The organism is Puniceibacterium confluentis (assembly GCF_007923445.1).
GTDB lineage: Bacteria > Pseudomonadota > Alphaproteobacteria > Rhodobacterales > Rhodobacteraceae > Puniceibacterium > Puniceibacterium confluentis.
The window spans coordinates 1-22,844 of sequence record NZ_VOJI01000039.1; the positions used below are offsets into that span (position 1 = coordinate 1).

Sequence of the window (22,844 nt, forward strand, 5' to 3'; positions counted from 1 at the left end):
TCCTTGGCGGTGACCCCGGCCACCCGGCCGCGCACCACCGCGATCACCACCGCCAGCACGAAGGCAATCAGGATGAAATTGGACAACCCGAGCCGCAGGAAGGCGTCGGTGATCGCCTCGATCGTCTCAGGAAGTCCGGTCACGGATACGGCCCCAGATCATGTGCACGGAAAGCGAAAAGCGGTTGAGATTGGCACAGAGCAGCGCCGTGTAGAGCACCGTCAGGGCGCCGTAGGTGTAGACGCCGGTGGAGCTGGGCTGCACCAGCGCGATGGCCGCGGTGAGGTTGGCGAGAAACAGGATGGCGAACAGGCAGCACAGCAGCCGCACCGCCGGCGTCCAGTACATGCCGCGCCCGTTGATCGCGATGGCCACGGTGTAGAGCGCGCCGATCAGCACCGACCCTGCCCCGTAGACACGGAACGGTGGCCAGGGCTGCGCCATGGCGCGCAGGGCATCAAAGGCGGGCGCCGACAGCGCCGCCCCCGGTCCCCAGGCGAGGATCCACAGACCCCAGCCGAAGATGCCGCCCGCGGCCGCGTATTCGATGGTCGAGAGATGCACGAAGGCTTTGTTTGAGGACATGGTCAGACTTTCGCCGGGCAGATGGGACAGCGGGGCAAGGTCACCACCCTGCCCCGCGCTGCGGGTTCAGCCGGAGACGGCGAGAATGCGCGCCTTGTTGATCTCGTAGTCCAGCGCGACGGTGTCCGCGAAGGCCCGCGCGCCTTCGACCTCAAGCTCCTGCATCATCGCCCGCCAGAGTGTCCCGTTCATGGTGCTGCCACCGACCGGATGCTGGCCAAACGCCGCATACTCTGCCGAGGTCGGGGCAAACATGGTGCCGGTGACGGTCCGGGTCGCCGAAGAGATGAACAACCCGTCCAGGTAACTGCTGTAGACAATCGAGGCGTCATCCGACGACAGCTCGAACTCCACACCGATCTGATGCAGCGCGCCATCGAACATGGCATCGCGCAGCACGGTGGGCAGGATGCTGGCGGCAGAGTATCCCGTCCTGACCCGGGCTTCGGTCACGACACCCGGGTCGCCATAGGCGGCGCCAATGGAAAAGTTGTAGGATGCAGCCGCGGTGGCCGAGGCGTAAATCGTGTTGCTCGACCCCGCGCCCAGCGGATCCGGCAGGTTCTTCGCCCAGTAAATGAGCCCGACATGCCGGTCGTCGACCTTGTGCCGGAACCCGACCGGCAGGCGCAGGATATCGTCGGTGTCGACAAAGCGGATCCCGCCGCCGACGGTCAGCATGGTCGATGTGACCGCCCGCGCCGCATCCTCGATCCAGCCATCCTCGGCCAGCGGGTAGTTCTTCGGGCCATCGCCCACGGACAGGCCGCCGTTCGCAGGCAGGGTGCCGCCCCAGGACCAGGGGTCGAGCATGTCGAGCAACCCGCGTGTTCCGGCGTCCATCGCCGCATCCGGGTAGAGTTTGTCGCCGGTGCCATTCACCGGAATCTGTTGAATATAGGCCATGGTCATCTCCAACCTTTGTCAGTGCAGAAATCGATGACACCGCGGGCGATCGCCGCCCGGCCGGTGTTGTTCGGATGAACGTTGTCCGTCATGGTGCTGGGTGGCGGGACATCATTGGCGATGGCCGCCAGATCCTCGGGCGAGCCATCATTCGCCGCCTGCAGCCATGGCACGATGTCGAGCGTGTTGTCCGGCCACTCGTCCCGGAACAGGCTCAGGGCCAGTTTCCGGAAATTGTAATCCACCGAGCCGATGACCTCGTCCTGCCCGTGGATCCAGGGCATGAGGATCATGCGTTTCGACAGTGGCTTGTGGGCCGCCACGATCTTCTGCGTCACCTCGAAGACGCCGCGCGGGTCCTCGCTGCTGTTGCGCCCGATCAGCAGGACAAGGATGGCATCCTGAAAATTCGGCGCCGTGGGATCGGTCGGCGGCGGATTGAGGCCACCTGCCAGCAGCGCCGTGGGCTGCGCGTAGAAGTGGTATTTCCCAGCCGGAAGTGCCTCCCCGGCAGCGTAGCGCGCGATGCTGAACTGGCCGGTTTCATCGTCATAGCTGAGCAGCACCAGAGTGCCGGTCATCGGGTCCGCATCGGGATCACTGACGACGTAGCCATGACAGGATCCGGTCACGTCATGGCGCGTCTCAAGAGGATTGCCCTCGCAGGTGCTGCTTTCGGTGACAACCACGGGTGAGGTGTCGCCGGGGATGATGGGGCAGTTGTAGCTGACCTCGACCGCCCAGTAGCGCGACGCGATCCCCAGCGCCGTGTTGCCGCTGCGCCCGAAATTCATGGTCGGGATGGTCCAGTCCAGGGCCGGGTCCAGATCGGACCGATCGAGGAACGCAGGCCAGCCACCGGTGCCCGCCGTGGTGCTGTCCCCGAAGCAGGCAAGCCAGTAGAGCGGGATGACGGGGTGCTCGTCGGCGCGATCCGGCGGTGAAAAATAGCGCCCTCCGATCGCGGCGGGCTCGTAGGGTCCGACACCGGCACGATCCGAGTTCCAGAACACCCTGCCGTCCTGCAGGAACGGGCCGGTGTTGTTGCCGCCGCCTTCGCTGACCTGCACCGTCATCCCAGTGTCCAGCCGGTCCGTGAATACGTCGGTGCCGTCCGACCAGGGGGCATACTGGATCCCGGGCGTCGTCGGCACGTTTGCGCCCGACCCGGCGCTGAACAGATCGAGGATGACCCGGCGGTTCTTTCCGATGGTGACAGCCGTGAAACCGGACCGGATCCAACGGCCCGGATCTGCGATCAGCGTCACGAAGGTGGCGCTCTGTACTCGCTGACGGTTCTGCCCGATGATGGCGGCCGCGCCGCTGTAGGGCAGTGACCGCTCCCAGCGCGACGGCTCCGCAACACCGGACACGCCGTTGACCTGGCCAAACACCGGAATGTCATAGATCCGGGATCCGTTCCGGTGCCGGACAATGGCGCGGCGCCCTGTCCCGATTTCGGCGAAGTCGACTCCGGAGCGGTTGTAGCGACCATCCTCGCCAAAGGTTCTGGCCTGCGTGCCGGTGACCTCGATCAGAGCGTCAATGGCACCGGAGAGCGGCAGGCGGATGCCGATCGGCGTGGCAACGGGACCGGCATCGTGGCTGTAATATTGCAGGTACGCGCCGTCGACCGCAAAGAAGGTGCCACCTTCGGCCGTGCCTGCCAGTCCGGCCGCTGCCGAGAGATACTGGCCAGCCGACGCCGCGGCGACCAGCACGGACTCCAGCGCGGTTTCCGCACCCGCTTCCGCCGCCTCGGCGGCGATCCTTGCAGTGATCGCTTCGGTTTTTTCGGTCGTCGCATCCGACAGGAGGGCATTGTAGAGAGCGATGTCGATGCCATCGACAAGCTTCTGCCAGACGGCCGGATCGGAGCCGGGAGCGGTGCCCTGCGTGACCTGCAATGCATACCAGAGGCTGCCCGCATGCTGCACGGCCCGCTTCACGCCGTAAGTGGTCGCGGATGACCAGTCCGGGCTTGCGGGGTCGTAGACCCAGGGCGCGGCATCAACAGGGATCTGCGCAATCCATGCGGCCTTCGAGAGAACCGGAGCGCCTGCCGCCGTCTGCACCTCTACATAGACATCATAGGTGGACGGCCCGGCGCGCCCGCCGCCGATCATCGTCAGTCCGCTCATTGCGTGACCCCTTTCAAAACGTGGATGGTGAGAATTTCGGAAAAGGCCACCTCGTCACCAAGCTGGGCACGGACATCCATGGACATCATCCCGAGCGGCCATGCGGCGGTGAGCGCGGCCGACTGCTCGACCTCGATGACCCCGCCCGCCTCGTCCACGACGCGGCACTCCAGATCGGTGACAAAATTCCCGGCGACGGCCTGGGATCTGATGGTGTAGCCGGTCAGATCCATCGGCAGCACGTCACGCATGCGAAAAGTCGCGCCGCGCGTGTGCGGGCGAATTCTACAGGTCATGCCTGTCTCCTCATTTTATCGTGAAAATCCCAGGCGGCGACGGCGTGCCGCTTGTTGTCCGGGCCGCCGGAACCAGTCAGAGGCTGCCGGGCCGGGTGTTACGGAATGCGCTGCACGCCGAGGTCGTAGGGCGTGCCGAGCGAATTGGTGACGGTCACCGGGACCAACCAGTAGTGCCCCATGCCGGCGGGCAGCATTCCGGCCACCGACCGGACCACCATCATGTCGTCGAGGGTCAGGCCACGTGTGGTCTGGGCCCGGATCGCAATTGCGGTCGGGTTGGCCGGTGCGGTGAGTTCGCGCACGACTACACCCGTGCCGGTAAAGCTCGGGCTGCCGACAACGGTGTCGCCGAGGATCTGGAACAGCGCGTTGCCCGCGCCGGTGAACGCCTGCACATCCACCGACATCCGGTAGACGGCACCGGCGGTCATCGAGTGCACCTGGGAGATCCTGCCGTCGGCCGCCGAGGCATCGGAATGCAGCGCCTTGCTGCCGGAAACCGACCATCCCGGCTCTTCGAGGGTCCAGGACGCGGGCGTGTCGAAACCGCCATCGGTGACGATGTCGGTGGCAAAGTCGGGACCGAAGGTGATGTCAAAGACCTCGCCCGGCTCGACCAGAATCTGCTGACCGACCTTGACGGCGTCATCGTATGTATCGCCGACGTCTGCCCGGAACAGCCGGAACCCCTTGAAGATGGTGGTGCCCGGCGCCGTTCCGGTGACGTCCAGCCCGCCCGGAACCGGCGTACCGGCAGCGCTGGCAACCCCCAGCCCGGCGGTGATGCCATAGACGTAGGCCCACTCACCCTCGCTTGTCGGACCGCTGGGCCGAACCCCCAGGTCATAGGCGACTCCGAATTCGACAGGCCCGAAGCGGCCCGAGACATTGCCGAAGTCATCGATCGCGTTTGCCGGGATGTCCGGCAGCGGGATGAACATGGTCTCGCCGTCCTCGCGCCACGCCACCTCGTACTGGTCGACCACGGCATTTGTGATCGGATCAAAACTGAACTCGATCATCAGGATCGTGGCACCGGCGCTGTTGATTTCCACCGTCGCCGCCGCGAGGTTGGCGACGCTGCCGAGGGGCCCCGGTATTGCCACCAGATCCTCGCTTTCGATGATCTGTTCATTGGTCTCGGGGTCCCAGTCATAAATGAACGCGGACTCCTCGGCCATGGTCACCGGCACCCGGAAGGCAACCTTGCCGCTGTCACCGTCCTGCAGCCAGACGCCGGGATTGGCCTCGAGCACCTGCCAGCCGATGTTGAACCGGGTGAACGGTGCCGGGCAGGCGCCGGTGACGCCGGAACCGGGAAGCAGCTTGATCGCATTGGGCGGGAGAACACAGGTCAGCCGCTTCTGTGCTGCCCGCCGCCGCGCCTCGATCTGGGTCACCCGCTGCGCCTGGGTGCCGGAGGGAACGGCGGGCAGATCCCAATCGTCGATGTGATCGGGTCTGGTCGATCCACCCGACACCAGGATCGGTGCCAGTTCTGCCGTCTCGAAAGAGTTTTCCGCGCTGGTCCAGGTGCCCTTGAGCGCGAACGGCACATCGCGCTTGGGCCCGAGAACCGTGAAGGTGACAGGCTGGTCGTCCAGAATGTCGCTCATCGTGTAGACCGGCGCCTGGTAGTCTCCCGGGATGTAGCCGATGCGCCCGCCGATTGTCGTCAGCCGCCCTGCCCCCGCATCGGCCAGCGGCCTGATCAGGTCCATCAATTCGCCCTTTGACCAGTCGATGGCGGTCGCAACCCGGTACCTGGGCTCGGTGACCTCCGCACCGGCCGCGATACTGGCATGCCAAAGCGGAATCTGGTTGTTGGCGACCTCCACGGCAAAGGTGAACTGATCCAGCAGGATCTGCTCGTCGGTGTAGGCCCGCATCGGGTTCTGCCGGATCGCATCCAGCAGGCAACGCGCCTGATTGTCGGAGTAGGTCCATGTGGCCGGATCATCCTTGTCCTGCGACGGCGCGTTCGGACTCCAGACCAGCGACCAGTCCATCCTGACCTCGATCTGCGGGACGCCGTTCGGCCAGCGCTTCGCGCGCTTCTCTTCAGACCCTCCGGCCGAGATACTCACCCAAAGAACCGTCTGGCCCTGCCAGGCGTCACTCGCAGAGAACAGATCGGGCACCTTCGAAACGATATCGGCGGGCGGGCCGGTCTGGTCCCCCAGCCCGAGCCAGCACAGAAACTGCTGCTCCGTCGGATCCCAGTCCGGAAAACTCTCCTCGATCTCGATCTTTGCGCCCGGTCCCGAGAAATCAAACAGGTCACCGGAGTGGATCGAACACTTGCGGCCGTCGATCGTGAGGCTGAAATTGGTGCCCGCGGATGGTCGGCTGTTCAGGATCAGGCAGCCATAAAGGCGGCTGCCGTTCACCCGCCACGGCGCCGGGGTGCCCGTCATCGGGAAGTTGCCATAGAGATAGCGCTTCGCGGGCAGCGACGTCGGGGCCTGAATGTCAAATTTCAGACTCGGCAGATCCGGAGCTGCGGGTCTGCCCAGGTACGAGAAAATCAGTCCCGCGCCGATCCGGATCGCGGCGACGGCAAACGATCCGTAGGTCGCCGCTGCAGCTCCCCAAAAACTGGCACCGTTTGCCACCAGCGCAAAGGTTACCGGATCTGCGTTTGCAGCTGCTGGCTCGAACCAGACACCGACCACCGCAGTTGTGATGAGCAACCATTTACGCATTCCAGAATTGCTCCACATTTGCCGGACAGAAGCTGAGGCCGCTTTGCGATTTGGCCGCCCAGAGGCCGGGGCGGATGCACAGACCGAGCGTTCTGAAGTTGACTCCATCAGACGCCAGGACACCGATCGATCCGGATTGCTCCGCGCCCGTCACAAGCCCGCAACGCACCGCCTGCGCTCTCCACATGGCAAGGAATCCGCCGCGCGCCCTGATCAGTGCCAGAGCCTCGGCACGCGTGCTGTACGTGCCCCGAAGGCCAGCCCCGAAATCAATCCCCGTGAGGTTCAGGAAGGCATCACAGGCGGTCACGCTGCAATCGCTGGCGCCCTCCCAGCCGAACGGCCCGCCCATCGCATCCGTGGCGGCATTGACGACATCCTCGGCCGTGATCATCGCGGCCACCGCATGCCGCGATAGTTGCGCTCGGCATTCAGGATCAGCCGCCCCGCGGTGTCGCCGGGGTATCGGCGCGACTGGTCCTGATAGCTGTGATACACGGACGCGGCCGAGCGCTGCGACGGCAGGGATGCCAGTGCCACCGAAAGCCCCCGGGTGCGGCCGGTTGCGACCGCCTCGGTCAGATCCTCGACCCCGTTGATGCTCGCGGAGAAAACCTCGAAGGGCTGGCCGATCAGTGTGGCGCCGTCGCGGGTGGTCACCGCGCCGAAATAGATCAGCGCGACCCGGTCCCGGGCGTCAGACGAAAGATAGTCGTCCAGATCGTCGCCGAATCCGCAGACACCGATCGAGGCCTCCTGCGCAGCCATGCCCTGACCGTCGCCCGGAAGTCGGATGTTGGCGGCATTGCCGACACCGGTCCAGCTTTGCGCATTCCATGTCACCGTGCCTCTGTTCGTATGCCCGTAGACAGGCACGTCCGGCCAGTCGACGTGGAACAGGACGATGGGATAGAACCCCGCCGGGTCGCTGATGGCGGTCAGGGTTTCCGGTTCGATGTCGCGCTTTATGACCATGGGTTCACCTCCACGAAACCGCCCGCGCCAACCTCATCCTCAAAAATCTCCCGGAACTCCCAGTCATAGGTCCAGTCGCCCTGCACCGGCTGCACCGCCCGGGGGTATCGCACCGGTTTGAAAACACCGGTGTCCGATGCACCTACGCGGACACCGACTCCGGTCAGCGCGGGCAGTGGTTCGAAAAGGCGGACAACCGCCACCCCGCTGCCGTTCGAAACGGCCGGATTTGCGATCTGCACCGTGACACCCACCAGGTCCTCACTGTCGACAAACGCCGTCAGGAACTCTCCCGGTCGCGCGATCAGGCTGCTGACCGGCAGGCCTGACACCGTGATGACCGGCCAGCCACCCGCATCCGTTCCGGTCGTACCGGTCAGGGTCGCTTCCGAGAACAGGAGAACATCGCGGCGCGCCGCCGCGAGGTGCTTGTTGATCGGAGCGCTGTAGAGCCGGACCGCGTGAATTCCGGCCAGATAACGCTTCAGCACTTCCATGTACCCGGCATGGTCGCCGCCGCGCAGGCCCGACACGCTGAGGGTGACCATGCGCCGGATGCGCTGTGCGGCAGAGGTGTAGTCTGCACCGGTGATGATCGACCGGCTCTCCTGCACCGGAGCGACCTCGGTCCATTCGGTGCCGCGGGCGCCAACCGGGGGCCAGGCGTAGACGTTGATCATCGGAAAGGCACCTCGCGATTGCTCTGATACATCGCCTGCACGGACTCGCTGACCATGCGCGGCCCGAAGGCCCGCAGGGCATCCTCGATCTGCCGCGCGACACCCAACTGCGCGCCCTGGGCGTTGATGGTGAACTGCACGTTGACCGGACCGCCAGTCCCTCCGCCGGAGGCCCGAACCCCCAGCTTGCCGCCGACCCGGGCCAGCGGCAGGATGCCCTCCGGGCCCGCCTCTCCCATCAGGCCGGTGCCGCCCTGCATGCCGAAATAGGTCGGGCCGTTCACCACCCCGCCGCCGGCAAAGGCCATCTGACGTCCCCCTGCGATCACGCCGCCGCTGGCAAACGGCCAGACCGCATCGATCAACCCCGAGATACCGGTGTCGATCAACCGGCTGCCAATGCCCGACAGCACGGACCTCAGCGACGCGCTGAAGGATTGTGACCGGGTCAGCACGTCGCGGAAAATGCTTTTTGCCCCCTCCCGGACCGTGCCCATGAAACCCAGGGCCTGTTCGCCGGTGGCCGCCACACCTTCGGCCAGTTTCTGTGCCTCGGACAGCGCGGCATCGGCATTTTCCGCGATGCCCAGACCCAGCCCGGTGGCGACATCGCGCCCGATATCCATGAACACGCGGGACGGCGATTTTGTCTGCAGCGCATCCCGCGCAGCACCCTCGACCTTGCGCCCGAGATTGCGCCCGGCGCTGACCGCCTTGCCTTCACCGCTCAGAAGACCCGAGATCAGGCCGCTCACCGTGTCCTTGCCGAACTGGATCATCCGCCCCGGCCAGGAGCCGACCTCGGTCTTGATCGCCTCCCAGATGGTGACAAAGGCCGCTTTCACCTCGGGGGCCAGCTCGGCAAACCAGCCACCGATGCCCTCCCAGGCCTCATGGATCAGCTGCTGCGGGCTGTAGGTGCCGCTCAGCAGACCCTTGATCCCGTCCCAGGCGATCAGGATCGAGCCACGCACGGCGTCCCACTGTGTGGCAAACCACGTCCCGAGATTGCCCCAGGCGGTCCTCAGCCAGTCCGGCGTGTATTGCGACAGCAGCGACTTGATCCCCTGCCAGGCGGCAGAAGTGACGCCCCTGACCCGCTCCCACAACCCCTGAAACCAGCCGCTGACCGATTCCCAATTGCGGTAGATCAGATACGCCCCCGCCGCGACCGCCGCGATGGCCAGCCCGATCGGGTTTGCCAGCAGCACCGCACTCATGGTGGCGAAGGCACCGGTCAGGGCTGTCAGCCCCAGAACCGCCGCGCCAAAGAACGCCAGCACCGGCCCGGCCACGGCCGCGATCCCGCCGAAGACCACGATGGTCTTTTGAACTTTCGGCGACAAATCTCCAAACCGCTTGACCACATCGAGAAGCATGCCGGTCAAATCTGTGAACACCGGAATGAGATATGTGCCAATGGTGATCTTGATGTCGCTCAATGCGGCACCGAGAGCACGCTGTCGGTTCGTCAAGCTGTCTGCCGTCCGCGCGGCATCGCCTTGTGCCGTAGAGGTCTGCTCGAGGATAAGCTGGTATCGCGCAAGAACCTTGTCCTGTTCAGTAATTCCCTTTTTTGTTTCCGCCAGCCCCATGGACAGGGCCTTCTGCTCGACAGTGGCCGCCGTGATCAGAACCCCGAACTGCCGCAACGGCTCTGCCTCTCCGATAAGCCCTGCACGAAGTTTCGCCGCAGCATCGCCCTCCGTGGTGTTGAAAAATGAAGACAGATCCTGCGAAAGACCTGTCAGCACCCGGGACATTTCAGAGGCACTCTGATTGTCGGGCGCCATCTTCCCCAATATCTGCTGAAACTCGGCCGCCTGGTTCTGCAGATCGTAAGACGACCGCCCGATTTCAGCCGCAAGGGTGCGAGACCATTCGCGGGTTTGACCAGCGGTCTCACTAAACACCGCATCAAACATGGACTGCGATTCCTGGGTGTTTTTCGCCGCTTCCAGGGCACTGCGCCCAAGCAACACAATTGGCGCCGTGATCCCGGCGGACATGCCGGCGCCGATGTTGCGCATCCCCTGGCCTGCCCGCCTGGCATGGTCCGACACCCCGGCCAGCGCGCCCTTCACCCCGCCCAGCTCGGACTTCAGCTTCCCGAACTGGGGCGTGAACCTGTCCGCCGCCGATATGGAAAACTTCAGAAGGTCAAGCATTGCGGGCCTCGTCATCCAGCAGTTCAAGATAGGCGTCCAGAATCTCGACCTCCGCGATCGGGATCTCTGTCATCACCTGGTGGGGATATTTGCCAAGGGCGACGGCAATGCGGCAGATCACCTGCGCCTGCCGGTCACCCCTCAGCCGTTTTTTACCGGCTGCGCAGCCTCGTACTGCTCGACCATCTGCGCCAGCGCGCCGACCAGCACGCCCTCCTCTGCCGCCCGGACCGCCGCCGTCAGGATCGGTGCGTCCTCCCCCGCCAGCGACAGCAGTGCGGCGCGCAGTGCCTCTTCGTCCAGGGCGCCGATCTCGGCCGCGGCCGCATCGCTGATCCCGCCCGAGGCCTGGCGCATGATGCGCTGCAGCACGTGCAGCTCCATCCTGTGCAGCTCGGCCTTGATCTGCGGTGTCCGCTCAAAAACCGGACTGCCGTCCGCCGTCCGGGCCATGTGGATCAGGCCCGACACCATCAGCGCGTGTTCGTCCTTCGGGCTGATGCCCTTGCGGATCCGCTCGTGATCCGCAACCGTGAGTGGCGGAAAGTGCAGGTCCATGTCGTATTCCGGCACATGGACCGGTACCATCTTGCGGCCCGAGTGGACCGCCTGCAGTTTGGCAAGGATCTGGCTCATGCCGACACCACCGCCGAAGACAGCGCGCCCTTGCCCTTCAGGGAATAGTCGCGGGTGCCCTCGCCGTCATAGCTGCCGCCGTGCTTGTGGGACAGCACCGAGGCGGACCCGGACCAGTAGGTCTTGCCGATGGCATCACCCTCGGAATAGCCCTCGAAGGCGACCACATCCCCGGCGCGCAGGCCCTGATTTGCCCCCGCGGCGTGATCCAGCAGCAGGGTCAGGCTGGCGGTCCAGCCCGGAATGCCGGTGTCGTGATCCTGCCAGGTGTCCCCGGCCGCGGTCAGATCGGTGTCCGAGACCGTTTCCTCGATCTCCATGCTGCGGACACCGTCCAGCGCATTGCCACCAACGGTGACGACCATGTTTTTCAGAATATGCCGTGCCATCTGGCGGCTCCTTTTCTGCGGGTTTCAGTAGGTCTTGTCGAACAGGCGCATGGTGCGAAACGCCATGTTCAGCTTGCCGATGCGGTGTTCGCCTTCGGTGCCGATATCGATGTCGGTGCTGACCAGCTGCGCATGCTCGTCGATCTCCAGCAGCACCGGCATCACGCAGCACTCGATCAGGGTGCTGTCATCGTCCAGAGTGTCTTCCAGGTCATCGCCGCCACTGCGGCGCATCTGCACAAACACCTCTGTCTCGGCAGAATAGCTGCGCACCCCGTCCTGCCGCTGCGTCTCGCGCGGCGTGAACACCGCGACGGCCGGCAGGGCAGACGGATCGATGTTCTGGGTCCAGGCCCGCAGAACGGTCCAGGTCGGAAAGGAATGTGCGAGCATCGTGCGGAGGACAGTCCGGATTTCACTGCGCGGGTGCATCAGTCGGGCTTGGCCTTCGCGGGCGTGGTGACCTTGACCCGCTCACCGAGCCCGCGACGATCATCGTCACGCGCCTCCTGTGGCGTGGCGTCGTATTCCTCGCCGCGCTTCAGCGCCTTGCGCCCCGCTTTTTCCGGTCGGCTCATCAGCGCGCGCATGCGCTCCCTGGGTTCCTTGGTCATGTCACGATCTCCAGCTCGAATAGGACAAAGGCATCCGAGGCAGGGCTGCCGCTCGGGTGCCGGTTCAGGATGCGGTAGGTCTTGCCGTTGTCGGGTGCGATGATGTCGCCCCGGCCGATGCCGTCGGCCGCAGGACGCTGCACCTTCAGCACCGGCATGGTCACCAGGATCTCGCGGCCCTCGTCGTCCGGCTCGGCAACCGGGGTCTCGCGGAACACCGCCGCGATGGCTGTGGCCGGGCCACCAGCCGGGGTCCAGATGACCGAAGATCCGAGCACCGCGCCCAGAACTCCGGCCATGCCGTCAAACACACTGGCCACAGGCTCAGCGGATCGCGCCGTCAAGCAGCACCGTGCCGGTCGCGGACGGGTTGGCGGCCACGGCCAGGGCAGCGCCGATCAGCGTGTTGGCGGTGGCAGTGGTGGTCACAACCTTGGCGGTGTCATCCCAATAGAGCTTTGCCCCGACCGTCCAGGCCTGGGCGCTGGTCTTGGCAAGCTCGAAGGCGCCGCGGCGCACCAGCACGACATCAGCGGCGCTCACGGCATCCGCCTGCGCGACACCAAAGACAGCGCCGACAAGGGCGCCACCGCCTGCGCTCACATCGTAGGGCGCGGCGACGGTGATGTGCTCACCGGGGGCAATGTAGTTTTTCATGGGATCACCTCATGAGATCGGGCCTGCCATCCGGCGGGCGGAAAGGAAAACGGGCGGCACCACGCCGCCCGTCCGGGGAACATGCTGGTTCAGGGTGGGCCTATGCGCCCGGGTTCTTGTAGGAGCCGCGGAATTCGGTGTTCGCCGCGCCAAAGATGTGGCGGGCGTTCATCGTCACCTTGTCCGGGTTCATGCCCTCGATCGTCTGCACCGTCGGCGACTCGTAACCCGAGAGATAGGCCACGCTGACCGGCGGCAGATCCGAGGCGATCAGATACCAGGCAGTGTCCGACCCGCCGGCGGCCGCGCCGAGATGCGGAATGGTCGACGGCGTCAGGCTGTCCTTGAACGGGTTGGTCTCGCTGTCCTTGACCGGGGTGGTGGAGGCTGCGAACTGCATCGCCGCCAGTTCCAGCGCGGGCGGCACGAGCAGACGATCGGCAACAACCTGCAGGAAGTCGTCGGAATCCTTCGACCCATAGGCGGTCTGTTCCCACATCGCCTTGCGCGCGGCACCGACGGTGGTGGCCGAGATCGCGCCGCCGCTTGCGGCCAGGTTCTTGTGGCCGGTCGCGAACAGCGCCGTCGAATCCGAACTTAGCGCCGCGTTGGTGCGGATCAGCTTCCAGACCATGCTGTTTTCCATGGTCCGCGCCGCCATGGCGAATTCGCGCGGGATCCGCTGGAACGCGCCCATGTCGTCGTTGACCACCGCCTCGAAGGTGAGGCTGATGGTGCGGCCCCGGCGTTCGACCGCCAGACCATCGGCGCCATCGGCCAGTGTGGCCTCGTGATATTCGCCGTTTTCCTTGACGGTCTTCAGCTGGAAGTCGCCGCCGAAGCGCACCGCATGCATTTCGCGGAAATCGCTGGCCTCGAGCGGCGTGCCCGCGACGATGCTCCAGTTCGCCCCGCGACGGTCGTATTCGGCGATCAGGCTGCGGTTCATCACCTCGGTGGTGATATAGGCGAAATCACTGACGCCATGCGCCCCGCCCAGCATCGTGGTCGAGCGGAAGCCCACCTGCATGGCGCGGTTGCGGTCATGACCCTGCCGGTTGCCCGCCAGATGCATCGCCAGGCCGCTCAGGCGCATCCCGCGGAACTGCTGACCGGGGCCGTCGTACTGGCGCATCATCGCGCAGACCAGGCCCTCGATCCGGGTGTCGGTCTCGTCCCGGGTGATGCGGATCCCGCCACCGGAACCGGTGATCGGCGCCGATGCCGCCATGACGGTCATGAACCGGCTGCCAGCCGCGGCCAGAGAGGTGCCCTCGTCGATCACGGTGTTCACCTGGTCCTCGCTCAGCTGACCTGCCGACATGAAGGGGCGCGCCATGTCGCGGATCCCGCGCTGGCGATCGCGCTCGGCCTGCATCGCGCGCTCGGTGATCGCCGCGGTGTCGGGGGCCTGCATGCTGACCTGCAGCGGTGCAGTCGCAGGCGGGGTCTGGGGTGTGACCGATACGGGCGGCACAGGCGGAGTGGCGGGCGCTTGGACCGCCGGGTTTTCTTCAGGATCCATATGGACCTCCTGGGTTGCGGCCACTGCGGCCTGAGTGCGACCGGCGGTCCCGGTCGGTTGAACGGCGGGCGCAGGGCCCGACGCTGAGAACTTGTCCGCGCACATGCGCAGGTTGGTGACCGAGGCCGCATGCAGCGCCATCACCGCGGCGATCGGCACCGCGGGCATGCCTTCCGCGCCGACAATGGCGTCGGCGAACCCGGCGGCGACGGCCTCGGCAGGACCAAAATATGTCTCGGCATCCATCAGGCTCATGACCTGCGCTGCGGTCTGACCACTTCGGGCGGCGTAGACGCCGGCATAGACCGCCGCCATCTGGTCCAGGTCGCTGGCATGGCGGCGCAGCTCATCCGCAGTACCGCACAGGCACCGGCTCGGGTTGTGGATCATGATGAAGGATCCGGCGCTGATCTCGATGCGGTCCGCGGACATGATCATCAGCGAGGCCGCCGAGGCCGCGACCCCGGCGATGACCACGGTCACGCGTCCCGGATGCGCCTCGATTGCCGCGCGGATCGCCTCGCCCTCGTAGGGATCACCGCCGCCGGAATTGACCCGCACCGTCACATCCCCCGAAAACCGCGACAGCGCCTCGCGCACCATGCGGGCGGAAAAACACCCACCTTCCATGAACTGGCAGAAGTCATGCGACAGCACGTCTCCCTCCAGGATGATCTCTCCGTTCAGGATCAGGTCGTCACCCTGCATCTTGCATATCCTCTTCGCTCTGTGTTGGTGGCGGCGCGGCCCTGACCGGGGCACCGGAGCGCGCCGCGTCCTCGGCCCGCTCGCGGGCGATCACGTCCGGGTCGAGTCCCATCTCGCGCTGCTTGCGCTGGCGGCTGTTCAGACCGGCCTCGATCTCTTCGACCGCAGCGCCGATCTCCTTGGACGGATCGATCAGCGGGCGGCGCGGCGCGGTCCACTCCAGCGCCTTCGGGACCGGCGGCAGTGACTGCCCCAGCTGCACCAGACGCCAGGCGTCCAGCGTCCAGCGGGCGATGCCGTTGCAGAACTGCCCGATGATGATCTGCTGCTGCCAGACCTGGATGAACCGGTCCATTTCCATCCGGCCCATCCGACCCGAACTGAAATTGACGCCGGTGAGATCGCCAAAGGATTCGTAGGTCAGCCCCAGCCCGGTGGCGATCGTGCGGATGCCCTCGCGCATGAAATCCGGATAGCCGTCGACGGTCGGCGGCTGCGAGGCTGACATCTTCTGCCCCGCCTGCAGACCGACGACAGATCCCGGCCCGATCTCTTCCAGGTCCTTGCCCTCGTAGACCGCACCGTCCTCACCGGCCTCGACAAAGAACGCCAGCAGGGCGGCGATCCGCTGTTTCAGGATCTGCGCCTCCTGATAGTCGCTGAGCTCGCCCAGCGTCATCATAACCGGCGCCAGCCAGGGCACGCCGCGCATCTGCCCCGGACGGTCGAGACGACGGATGTGCAGGACCTGCTGTGCCGGCACCCGGGTGCTGGTGAAACGGCCCGAGGTGATCCGGCGGTTGTCGCCGGGATGCTGGTCGAACAGGTGATAGGCCACGGCCTTGCCGGTGGGGCCGTATTCGATGCCGTCGATCACCTCGTTCTGGCCATGGCTGACGATCGTCTCGTCCAGGTGGTCGATCTCCAGCACCTGAATCTGGAACGGCAGTGTCAGTCCCGGCTCGAACCGCAGATCGCGCATCCTTCGCCGCACCAGCACCTCGCCGTCGGCAAACACCGTGTTCATCACCTGCGTCTGCAGCCCGGGCAGCGCATTGACACCATAGGTGTCGATCGCGGGTGTCAGCAGGTGATCGCGCACCACCTCCATGGCGCCCGTCGCATCGCCGTCATCGGGCATCTGCACCGACGGCATGATGCCGGTCCCGACCACGTTGCCGGTGATCACCGCCTGCCCGCGCACCGCCAGCGACCGGTTGCGGATCATGTCACGGCTCAGATACCGCAGCCGCGCACGGTTGGCGCCCGCCGCGGAATCCGCCGCGGTGCCCGGGGCCTTCCAGCCATAGGTGCGCCGCCCTTTCGAGGCGGCGTCATAGTTCATCACCACCGATGCCCTGGCCTTGGCCTGCACCCGGCGCAGGCCCCGCACCGGAGAGACCGCCACGATGGCCCGGTCCAGCCAGTTCATGCTCACAACCCCCGCGAGGTGTGGGGATAGCTCACGGTGATGGCGCCGCTGTTCGCGCCCGCCAGCTCGTCCTCCATCACCCGGATCTGGCGGCGCATTTCGGCCAGGGATCCATACTGGACCTCTTCGCCGTTCATGCGCAGGCGGGTCACACCTTTGGCCACCGCCGCCTTCAGGGCGTCGATGTCGGTCTGCGAATAGGCCATGGTCTACCTCTTCAGAAAATTGATGCGCATCGGCGCCTCCGGCCTTGCCGCAGGTCGACCGGATGCCGCCTTGCCCAGCGGCACGGCGTTGATGTTGTCGAGCCCGCCAACCGCCCAGGGCAGCGGCGCGTCCGGATTGAGCCGCAGCAGGCCCTTGTGTTCCGCCAGCGCGCGGGCCTGCACGGTGAGGTCGGTGCCCTCGTTGCGCAGGATCCCCTGCCTGGGTTTCCAGCCGTCGCCGCTGCGCTCTTCGGCGCAGTATTCCTGCACCTGTTCCTCGTCGGTCATCCACTCGGGCAGGTACATCGCCCCGGCCCCGCCGGCCGATTTGCGCAGCATCGCGTCGACCGTGTCCTTCAGCCGGTCCGTCGCCATGGTCAGCAGCTTGATCTGCCGGGCCGATTTGCCCCTGGATCCGCGCTCGGGCGCCTCGTAGCGCACCCGGAACGGCAGGCGCCAGCCACCCTGCCCGCGTGTCAGCCGCCAGACGCCACCCTGCCCGTCGCGCTTGCGCGCGCTCAGGAACGCCTCGGCATTGTCCGACACCCCGGCCTTGCCCTGAAAGTCCACCGCCACTGCGATCGGCTTCAGACCATGCGTCTCGCCCTCGATCGGAATCACCCGATCACAAAGCGGTTCCAGAACCGCCCAGTCCTCGAGATACCGCGACGGATCGAGGCGGCGCCGGTTGCCCTCGGCGTCCGGTCTGGCGTTGGGTGCATCCTCCGGCGGCTGGGTCAGGTCGAACCGGTCGACCACCTGACAGCTGCCGTCGATGCCCCAGGCGGTGACCTGCACCGGGAACCAGGTGCCCTGCACGTCGACGGTGATGGTGATGAACCGCGTCCAGCCCGGCGCCACCCCGCGCCGGGCCTTCTGCATGTGATCGCGCAGATACTGGACGCCGATCTCGTCCTCGCCGTCCTTCTTCAGACGCCGGTGCGAGATGCCGATCTCGGTGTAATGCACACCGGCCAGTTCGCTGTCATCCCCCAGCGCCTCGGCCCGGCGCCGCGCCTCCTCGTAGTTGGCCACCAGGTCGCGCCAGTTGGCAAAGGTCGCCGCCGCGCCGTTCAGGGCATAGCTGGCGATGTTCGACTGCCGCACCTGCGGATCCTCGATCGACACCAGCCGACCCTCCGGTCCCTCGTGCCGCCAGCCGCCTCGCCCGGCCAGCGCCGCTCGGTTGAGTTCCACCTTGTGACGGTGGCCGATCAGCGCGCCGCAGTGCGGACACCCCATCTCCGCCGCCGCGCCCGCGACGCCGGGATCGAGCGCGTCGTCATAGACCAGGCGGTCGAACCGCGGCTCGAACTCTTCGCTGCAGTCCGGACACTCCCAGTACCAGCGGCCCCGGGTGCCCTGGTTGTAGAGCATCATGATGCCACCTGCGACCGGCGGCATCTCGTGCGGCGCCTCGGGTCCGGCGCGCCAGCCCTGATCACTCACCGGAAACGCCGGGCTGCCCTCGGCCAGCACACTGCCCCGGCTGAGAAAGGTCTTGATCCGCTGCATCGACATGCGGAACGGCGAGCCCTCCGGGTTCTGTGCCCCGCCCAGCATCAGCGGCATGTGGTCGTAATCGGTCAGCAGCACCATGCCATAGGTGCCCGCCGACAGGATCGTCGGTGTCGGATAGCCGATGGTGAGGCGCATGCCGCGAAACCGCTTGCGCCCGAAGGTGCTGTCCTCGCGTGCGCGGCCCAGCCGCTCGCACAGCGCTGGACTGTTCAGGATCGACGGGTCCAGCTTTTCCTCGACCCACTTGTCGCGGTCACCCTTGGTCATGTGGATCACCAGCACCGGGCGCGGATCGCAGGTGATCGCGTGATAGGCGACAGTCTCCAGCATCTTGGTCTTGCCCGACTGCGACGGCCCGGCAAAGGCGACGGCGGTGAACAGCCGCGACTGGGTGATGTCCGTCGGCTCGACCATGTAGGGCGTGACCGTGCGGTCGAAACTCTGCCAGGCGCCCTGCGTCTGGATCCGCACATAGCGCTCGGCCGCATCGGTCACCGACAACCGGCTCGGGGGATCGAGAACCGGCAGCGCATCCGCCAGCAGCTCATGGGGCGTGACCAGCGGTGGCAGCGGCGCAAAGCTCAGCGCCGCGCCGATCCGGGCATCGGTGATCTGGACCATCAGGCGCGATCGGCCTCGGGTCCGTCCGCGTCGAGCGGATGATGCGCCGAGAGCAGCGCCACCTCACCCGGGCAGGCCTGGCTGAATTCCTGCCGCATCTGCACCAGGGTGCCATCGCAGCGCACCTGCATCTTGCGCACCTGTTCCGGTGTCAGCCCGAATTCCATTTCCGCAAAATCGACCAGCGACACGACCTGCGTGCGCACCACTATCAGCATGTCCTCGAAGGCCTCGCGCACCCGCGCCGCCCGGACCAGCTCGCGCCGCGCCTCGGCCGCCTTGTTGCGGGCATAGTCCGCCTGGCTTTCCTTGATGATCTGATCGGCGGTCAGAACCGGACCCTCGTCCGCCCCGTCCTCATCCGCCCCGCGGAACATCAGCGACATCTGCGCCGCCACTCGATCACCGGCATCCCGCCGGGCCTTGTTGGCCTCATCGCGCGCCATCTTCCAGGCGAAACATTCGGACATCTGGAACTCGTAGGCCTGTCCGTTCGACCCTCTGGACAGAACCGGCATGCCCTGATCCAGATATTTCGTCACGATGTTTTCAGAAACACCCAGAGCCGTGGCGCATTGCCCCCGGTTGACCACCACATCCGCGATATCCTCGGGCAGAGGATAACGGCGCAGCGCATCCTCAAGATCAAAGGTCACGCAGTTTTTCCTTTCATAACAATAACAACAACCTCATCTGATACCCCGCACCACCGCCACCCCCCCCAAAACCAACGGGGCGCGAATTACCCGCGTGCGGTGGGGGCTGGGGAAGGACCCGTCGCTATTTTGCGGAAGCGATGGCCGCTTTGAGGCGCCGGATCAGATGTGGTTCGAATTCCCGGCGGGCGCGGCCCATCGCCGTCTTCTGGAAATCCCAGCGGGCCTCGTAGTTTGCGTGCGGCTCGAAGGCGACCAGCATTTTCAACCGACCGGGCTTGCCCCTGCGACTCTTGCCGCGCTGGTACACCCCCCCTTTCAGGCCGCGCGATCCGCCCTTCTGGCTGGCGACAAAGACGTCGCTTCGCGCCTTGGCGCGCGCAACCGCCGCCTTCGGCAGGTTGCCGTATTTGTTCAGCCGCGCCGAGACCGGAACCACCAGGGCACGCCCCTTCGGTTTGCGCGCGCCGCCCTTCGCTTGAAGCTCCAGATATCCGGCCTGCACCGGCTTCATGCCGACCTCGGCGCTCAGGCGCGATTTGCTGGCGCGGCGCACATACAGGCCCCGTTGCGTGAACGGTGTCGGTCGATCGAAGGTCTCGCGAATGCCCCGCTCTTCGGCATCCTTGACGTCGACCGCCGTGTCGTTGATCGCCAGCGCCATGGCAAAGGGCAGCTGCCTGCGCCCGAGATCAGAGAGAATGCGCTCCGCCCTCGCGAAGTCCGCCGAAATGTCGAACATTCCAGATACCTGCCCATCCTTGCGGGTGCGCCCGTCCTCTCGCAGCCCGGCCAGCGGCAACCCTGTCCTGACCGACTGCGCGACGGACATTGATCCGGGCGCCTGCAAGAGCGGCGGAAACAGAAACGCCCGGCAGTGGGGGATCCACTCCGGGCGCATTTGGTGATGATGTCACAAGTGATGCCAGCGGTTCCTTTAACTGTCAATCCAAATCTTGTGGTCGCACCAGATCAAAGCCCTGCATCCGGTCAAGCGCACTACGCAAAGCGGCCATCAGCGCCCGTCTGGGTGCGTCATCCCTGCCGGTCCAGCCGTGAGATTTCAGAACAGCATCGATCGACAGCCCGCCGATGCAGACCTGATCGACAAGCGTCCGGACCCGGATTGCCGAACGCTTGCCACCGGTCCGGCTGGGCCGGTGGCGCCGCACCTCTTTTGCCAGTCCGTCGCCGATACGGTACCGCAAGCAGCGTAGAAGCTGGAAATCCGCAAGCATCGCCTCTTCGCGGTTGCCGTTGCCGGATCCGCCACCCGTCGCCTCGACAGAGGAACATTTCAGTCCGGAGCTCTCGCACCGCTCGGCCAGTGCCGCATAATCCCGCGCCGCGCTGACCTGACCGTGGGTGAAGGGCGCGACAAAGGCAGGCGGCACGAACTCCGGCGGCCTGAATTTGCGCACCCGGTGGCCCTCGGCCTGCGCCCGGGCAGACCTTTCGTCATACGCGGCACGCGCAGCCGCGACCCGGGCCGGATGCGCCTTTTCGGCAGCCGCAACCCGGGCCGGATGCGCACGTTGCGCCTGCAGCGTCATCAGGTCAAAGGCGTCCGCCACCCGTGCCGCATCCCGGCCGAGGTACCCCGCCCGGCGCGAGACAGCGCGCCCGCCCTCGGTCAGCACCATTTCGCGCGGTGAAAAGGCCTGCATCGGCCCGCGCGCCGGGGCGGTGATCATCGCGGGCCCGCAGGACGCGGGCGGCGCTGCCCGCCGCAGGATTTGGCGCAGGGCGACATCGGTGCGCTCGGTCTCGGACATCGCACAGATGCCGCCAACCGGGTCGACCAGAAACACCTGGGGCAGACGCACCGCCATCATGCCGCATCCCCCTGCTGATCCGCCGAGACATAGCCGTTCACCCGCTTGCCCAGGTGTTCGTACCAGCGCAGCCATTCGCCATCGTCATCAAAGGGCTGCAACCCGCGCCCGATGCGGTCACGGATGCGCTCGGCCTTGGAGGCCATCTCGACCGCGCGCCGCGCCACGATCTCGCGGTCGCGGGGATGCACCGGCGGGCGCTTGCGGTCCTGCCAGAACAGATACTCGGCCACCAGCCGGTCGCCGATCAGCGCCTCGTGCCCGGCGGCACTGGCGAACCAGCGCAGCAGCGCGGGCAGTTCGGACAGCGGGCGGCGCTCGCAGACCTCGGCAAAGCCCTCGACCGTGGCGAGGCAGGGCCAGAAGCATTTCGCCGAACCCTCACCCTTGGTGCGCAGCGCCTCGGACACCCGGCGCAGGCCCTCGTCGCTCATGTAGGTCAGCGCGTCGGCCAGGGCGTCCAGCGCCTTGCGCTGATCCGCCTCGGGCATCACCCGCGGAAACCGGAAGCCGCGCCCCGTCAGCGGCTCGATCACCAGCCTGCGCACCCGGTCCCGCTTGGTCTCTGTCTGGTCCGTTTGATCCGTCATGGCCTGTCCCCTTTTCTCAGCACATCCGACTTATCCACAGGTGATCCCGTTCCGGTGTCGGTCGATCGTCAGTCTCTCTGTTCTGTCTCTGTCTTTGTCCCTGTCGACGGCGACACTTCGGGACACTTCCTTCAAGCCGTTGTTTCGTTTACACTTTCCCGACAGAGTGTCCTCAGACTGTCCGCCGGAGTGTCCGAAGTGTCCGCAGGACAGTTTGCGCGGCCGTCACCGCGACCGGTTTCGCGCCAGGTTGTGGGACATCGTATGGTTCGACCACTCGCCGATGGCCCGCTCGATCCACGACGCGTTGCGGTACGGGTTGCCCTGCCGGTTCAGCCATTCATCCATCCAGAGGATTGCGGCGTCGTTCCTGGCCAGATCCGCGTGGAACCCTGCGACGGCGCTGCGCAGCCGCTGGAAGCGCTTGGCGCTGTTCGCGGCCTCGGTCTTGGCGCGGTTGTCCTCCTTGCGCGAGATCGCATCGGTCAGGGTCTTGGTGACAAACCGGTGCTGCAGCCGGATCTCGCCGTTGTCGCACAGGCACCGCGTCCACTTGTGCAGCGGCCCGTAGTCGAGACGGCACAGGGCGCTCAGGTGCGCCTGGTCCACATGCAGCAGGCGCGACAGCACAAACAGATCATCCGGCAATGTGCCGACGGGCGACTGCTCGTAACTGATGCAGATCAGATCGAAGTAGTAGGCCCGGCACTCGGGCGTGGCCTTCAGGCGCATGTCGCTGTTCAGCCAGCGCCGCCGCTCCCAGGGCATGAAGAAATGGCTGTCGATTCGCTCGTCGATCGAGAACGGATATTCCGGCAGATCGTCGGCCAGGACCACGCCCAGATGCGGCTGAGTCATGCCTCATCCCCCGCCGCCAGCTCGCCACCGCAGGCGGCATAGCCCGCCAGATCGACCCAGTTGTCGCTGTGCCCGGGGTTGCCCCAGGCGCGGCAGGTCTTGAGGTCCGCCAGCAGGATGCAGACCTGCGCCGGGGT

Annotated in this window: 26 protein-coding genes; all 26 read right to left on the reverse strand. The window is 66.0% G+C overall.

What is annotated here, in order from left to right:
* Positions 1-126 precede the first annotated feature (126 nt).
* Positions 127-585: a hypothetical protein gene (locus tag FOY53_RS21205; protein WP_146592313.1), complete on the reverse strand. Its 459-nt coding sequence runs from the start codon at positions 583-585 to the stop codon at positions 127-129.
* 66 nt (positions 586-651) lie between these two features.
* Positions 652-1,491: a hypothetical protein gene (locus tag FOY53_RS21210; protein ID WP_146592314.1), complete on the reverse strand. Its 840-nt coding sequence runs from the start codon at positions 1,489-1,491 to the stop codon at positions 652-654.
* 2 nt (positions 1,492-1,493) lie between these two features.
* Entirely contained in the window at positions 1,494-3,632 is a 2,139-nt protein-coding gene (locus FOY53_RS21215; protein ID WP_146592315.1) for a hypothetical protein, read from the reverse strand.
* Positions 3,629-3,928 carry a hypothetical protein gene (locus tag FOY53_RS21220; RefSeq protein ID WP_146592316.1) on the reverse strand — a complete coding sequence of 100 codons (300 nt, stop codon included), beginning with the start codon at positions 3,926-3,928 and terminating at the stop codon, positions 3,629-3,631. Before FOY53_RS21220 ends, FOY53_RS21215 begins: the two co-directional genes overlap by 4 nt.
* A gap of 98 nt (positions 3,929-4,026) precedes the next feature.
* The gene (locus tag FOY53_RS21225; RefSeq protein ID WP_222435308.1) at positions 4,027-6,624 is read right to left on the reverse strand and encodes a phage tail protein; all 2,598 of its coding nucleotides are present in this window, start codon (positions 6,622-6,624) and stop codon (positions 4,027-4,029) included.
* A gap of 4 nt (positions 6,625-6,628) precedes the next feature.
* The gene (locus FOY53_RS23275) at positions 6,629-7,030 is read right to left on the reverse strand and encodes a DUF6950 family protein (RefSeq protein WP_186766704.1); all 402 of its coding nucleotides are present in this window, start codon (positions 7,028-7,030) and stop codon (positions 6,629-6,631) included.
* A complete protein-coding gene (locus FOY53_RS21230; protein WP_146592318.1) occupies positions 7,027-7,611 on the reverse strand; it encodes a hypothetical protein in 585 nt (194 codons plus the stop codon). Before FOY53_RS21230 ends, FOY53_RS23275 begins: the two co-directional genes overlap by 4 nt.
* On the reverse strand, positions 7,602-8,291 hold the full coding sequence (locus FOY53_RS21235; RefSeq protein ID WP_146592319.1) for a hypothetical protein: 690 nt from the start codon (positions 8,289-8,291) through the stop codon (positions 7,602-7,604). The genes FOY53_RS21230 and FOY53_RS21235 overlap by 10 nt, the downstream gene beginning before the upstream one ends.
* Positions 8,288-10,459, reverse strand: coding sequence for a hypothetical protein (locus FOY53_RS21240; RefSeq protein WP_146592320.1), 2,172 nt, complete (start codon positions 10,457-10,459; stop codon positions 8,288-8,290). The genes FOY53_RS21235 and FOY53_RS21240 overlap by 4 nt, the downstream gene beginning before the upstream one ends.
* Positions 10,452-10,580, reverse strand: a complete 129-nt coding sequence (locus tag FOY53_RS24020; RefSeq protein ID WP_281289606.1) for a hypothetical protein — start codon at positions 10,578-10,580, stop codon at positions 10,452-10,454. Before FOY53_RS24020 ends, FOY53_RS21240 begins: the two co-directional genes overlap by 8 nt.
* Positions 10,581-10,600: 20 nt before the next feature.
* Positions 10,601-11,095 (reverse strand): hypothetical protein, encoded by a 495-nt coding sequence (locus FOY53_RS21245; RefSeq protein ID WP_146592321.1) that lies wholly within the window; start codon positions 11,093-11,095, stop codon positions 10,601-10,603.
* Positions 11,092-11,484, reverse strand: coding sequence for a hypothetical protein (locus FOY53_RS21250; RefSeq protein WP_146592322.1), 393 nt, complete (start codon positions 11,482-11,484; stop codon positions 11,092-11,094). Before FOY53_RS21250 ends, FOY53_RS21245 begins: the two co-directional genes overlap by 4 nt.
* 24 nt (positions 11,485-11,508) lie before the next feature.
* Complete coding sequence (locus tag FOY53_RS21255) at positions 11,509-11,877, reverse strand: hypothetical protein (protein ID WP_146592323.1); 369 nt, start codon at positions 11,875-11,877, stop codon at positions 11,509-11,511.
* Positions 11,878-11,915: 38 nt separating this feature from the next.
* Positions 11,916-12,098 (reverse strand): hypothetical protein, encoded by a 183-nt coding sequence (locus FOY53_RS21260; protein ID WP_146592324.1) that lies wholly within the window; start codon positions 12,096-12,098, stop codon positions 11,916-11,918.
* A complete protein-coding gene (locus FOY53_RS21265) occupies positions 12,095-12,418 on the reverse strand; it encodes a head-tail joining protein (protein ID WP_146592325.1) in 324 nt (107 codons plus the stop codon). Before FOY53_RS21265 ends, FOY53_RS21260 begins: the two co-directional genes overlap by 4 nt.
* 4 nt (positions 12,419-12,422) lie before the next feature.
* Positions 12,423-12,755 carry a DUF2190 family protein gene (locus FOY53_RS21270; RefSeq protein WP_146592326.1) on the reverse strand — a complete coding sequence of 111 codons (333 nt, stop codon included), beginning with the start codon at positions 12,753-12,755 and terminating at the stop codon, positions 12,423-12,425.
* Positions 12,756-12,855: 100 nt separating this feature from the next.
* On the reverse strand, positions 12,856-14,988 hold the full coding sequence (locus tag FOY53_RS21275; RefSeq protein ID WP_146592327.1) for a head maturation protease, ClpP-related: 2,133 nt from the start codon (positions 14,986-14,988) through the stop codon (positions 12,856-12,858).
* The gene (locus FOY53_RS21280) at positions 14,978-16,420 is read right to left on the reverse strand and encodes a phage portal protein (protein WP_146592328.1); all 1,443 of its coding nucleotides are present in this window, start codon (positions 16,418-16,420) and stop codon (positions 14,978-14,980) included. Before FOY53_RS21280 ends, FOY53_RS21275 begins: the two co-directional genes overlap by 11 nt.
* Before the next feature lie 2 nt (positions 16,421-16,422).
* Complete coding sequence (locus FOY53_RS21285; protein WP_146592329.1) at positions 16,423-16,626, reverse strand: phage head-tail joining protein; 204 nt, start codon at positions 16,624-16,626, stop codon at positions 16,423-16,425.
* Between the two features lie 3 nt (positions 16,627-16,629).
* Complete coding sequence (locus FOY53_RS21290; protein ID WP_146592330.1) at positions 16,630-18,768, reverse strand: terminase gpA endonuclease subunit; 2,139 nt, start codon at positions 18,766-18,768, stop codon at positions 16,630-16,632.
* On the reverse strand, positions 18,768-19,424 hold the full coding sequence (locus FOY53_RS21295; RefSeq protein WP_146592331.1) for a DUF1441 family protein: 657 nt from the start codon (positions 19,422-19,424) through the stop codon (positions 18,768-18,770). Before FOY53_RS21295 ends, FOY53_RS21290 begins: the two co-directional genes overlap by 1 nt.
* A gap of 124 nt (positions 19,425-19,548) precedes the next feature.
* Positions 19,549-20,256, reverse strand: coding sequence for a hypothetical protein (locus FOY53_RS21300; RefSeq protein WP_146592332.1), 708 nt, complete (start codon positions 20,254-20,256; stop codon positions 19,549-19,551).
* 112 nt (positions 20,257-20,368) lie between these two features.
* Positions 20,369-21,259 (reverse strand): hypothetical protein, encoded by an 891-nt coding sequence (locus FOY53_RS21305; RefSeq protein ID WP_146592333.1) that lies wholly within the window; start codon positions 21,257-21,259, stop codon positions 20,369-20,371.
* Positions 21,256-21,849 (reverse strand): hypothetical protein, encoded by a 594-nt coding sequence (locus FOY53_RS21310; RefSeq protein ID WP_146592334.1) that lies wholly within the window; start codon positions 21,847-21,849, stop codon positions 21,256-21,258. The genes FOY53_RS21305 and FOY53_RS21310 overlap by 4 nt, the downstream gene beginning before the upstream one ends.
* Before the next feature lie 225 nt (positions 21,850-22,074).
* Positions 22,075-22,707 (reverse strand): hypothetical protein, encoded by a 633-nt coding sequence (locus FOY53_RS21315; RefSeq protein WP_146592335.1) that lies wholly within the window; start codon positions 22,705-22,707, stop codon positions 22,075-22,077.
* The coding region (locus tag FOY53_RS24165; RefSeq protein ID WP_222435310.1) for a DUF6378 domain-containing protein at positions 22,704-22,844 on the reverse strand (141 nt) is incomplete at its 5' end. The genes FOY53_RS21315 and FOY53_RS24165, both read right to left, overlap by 4 nt.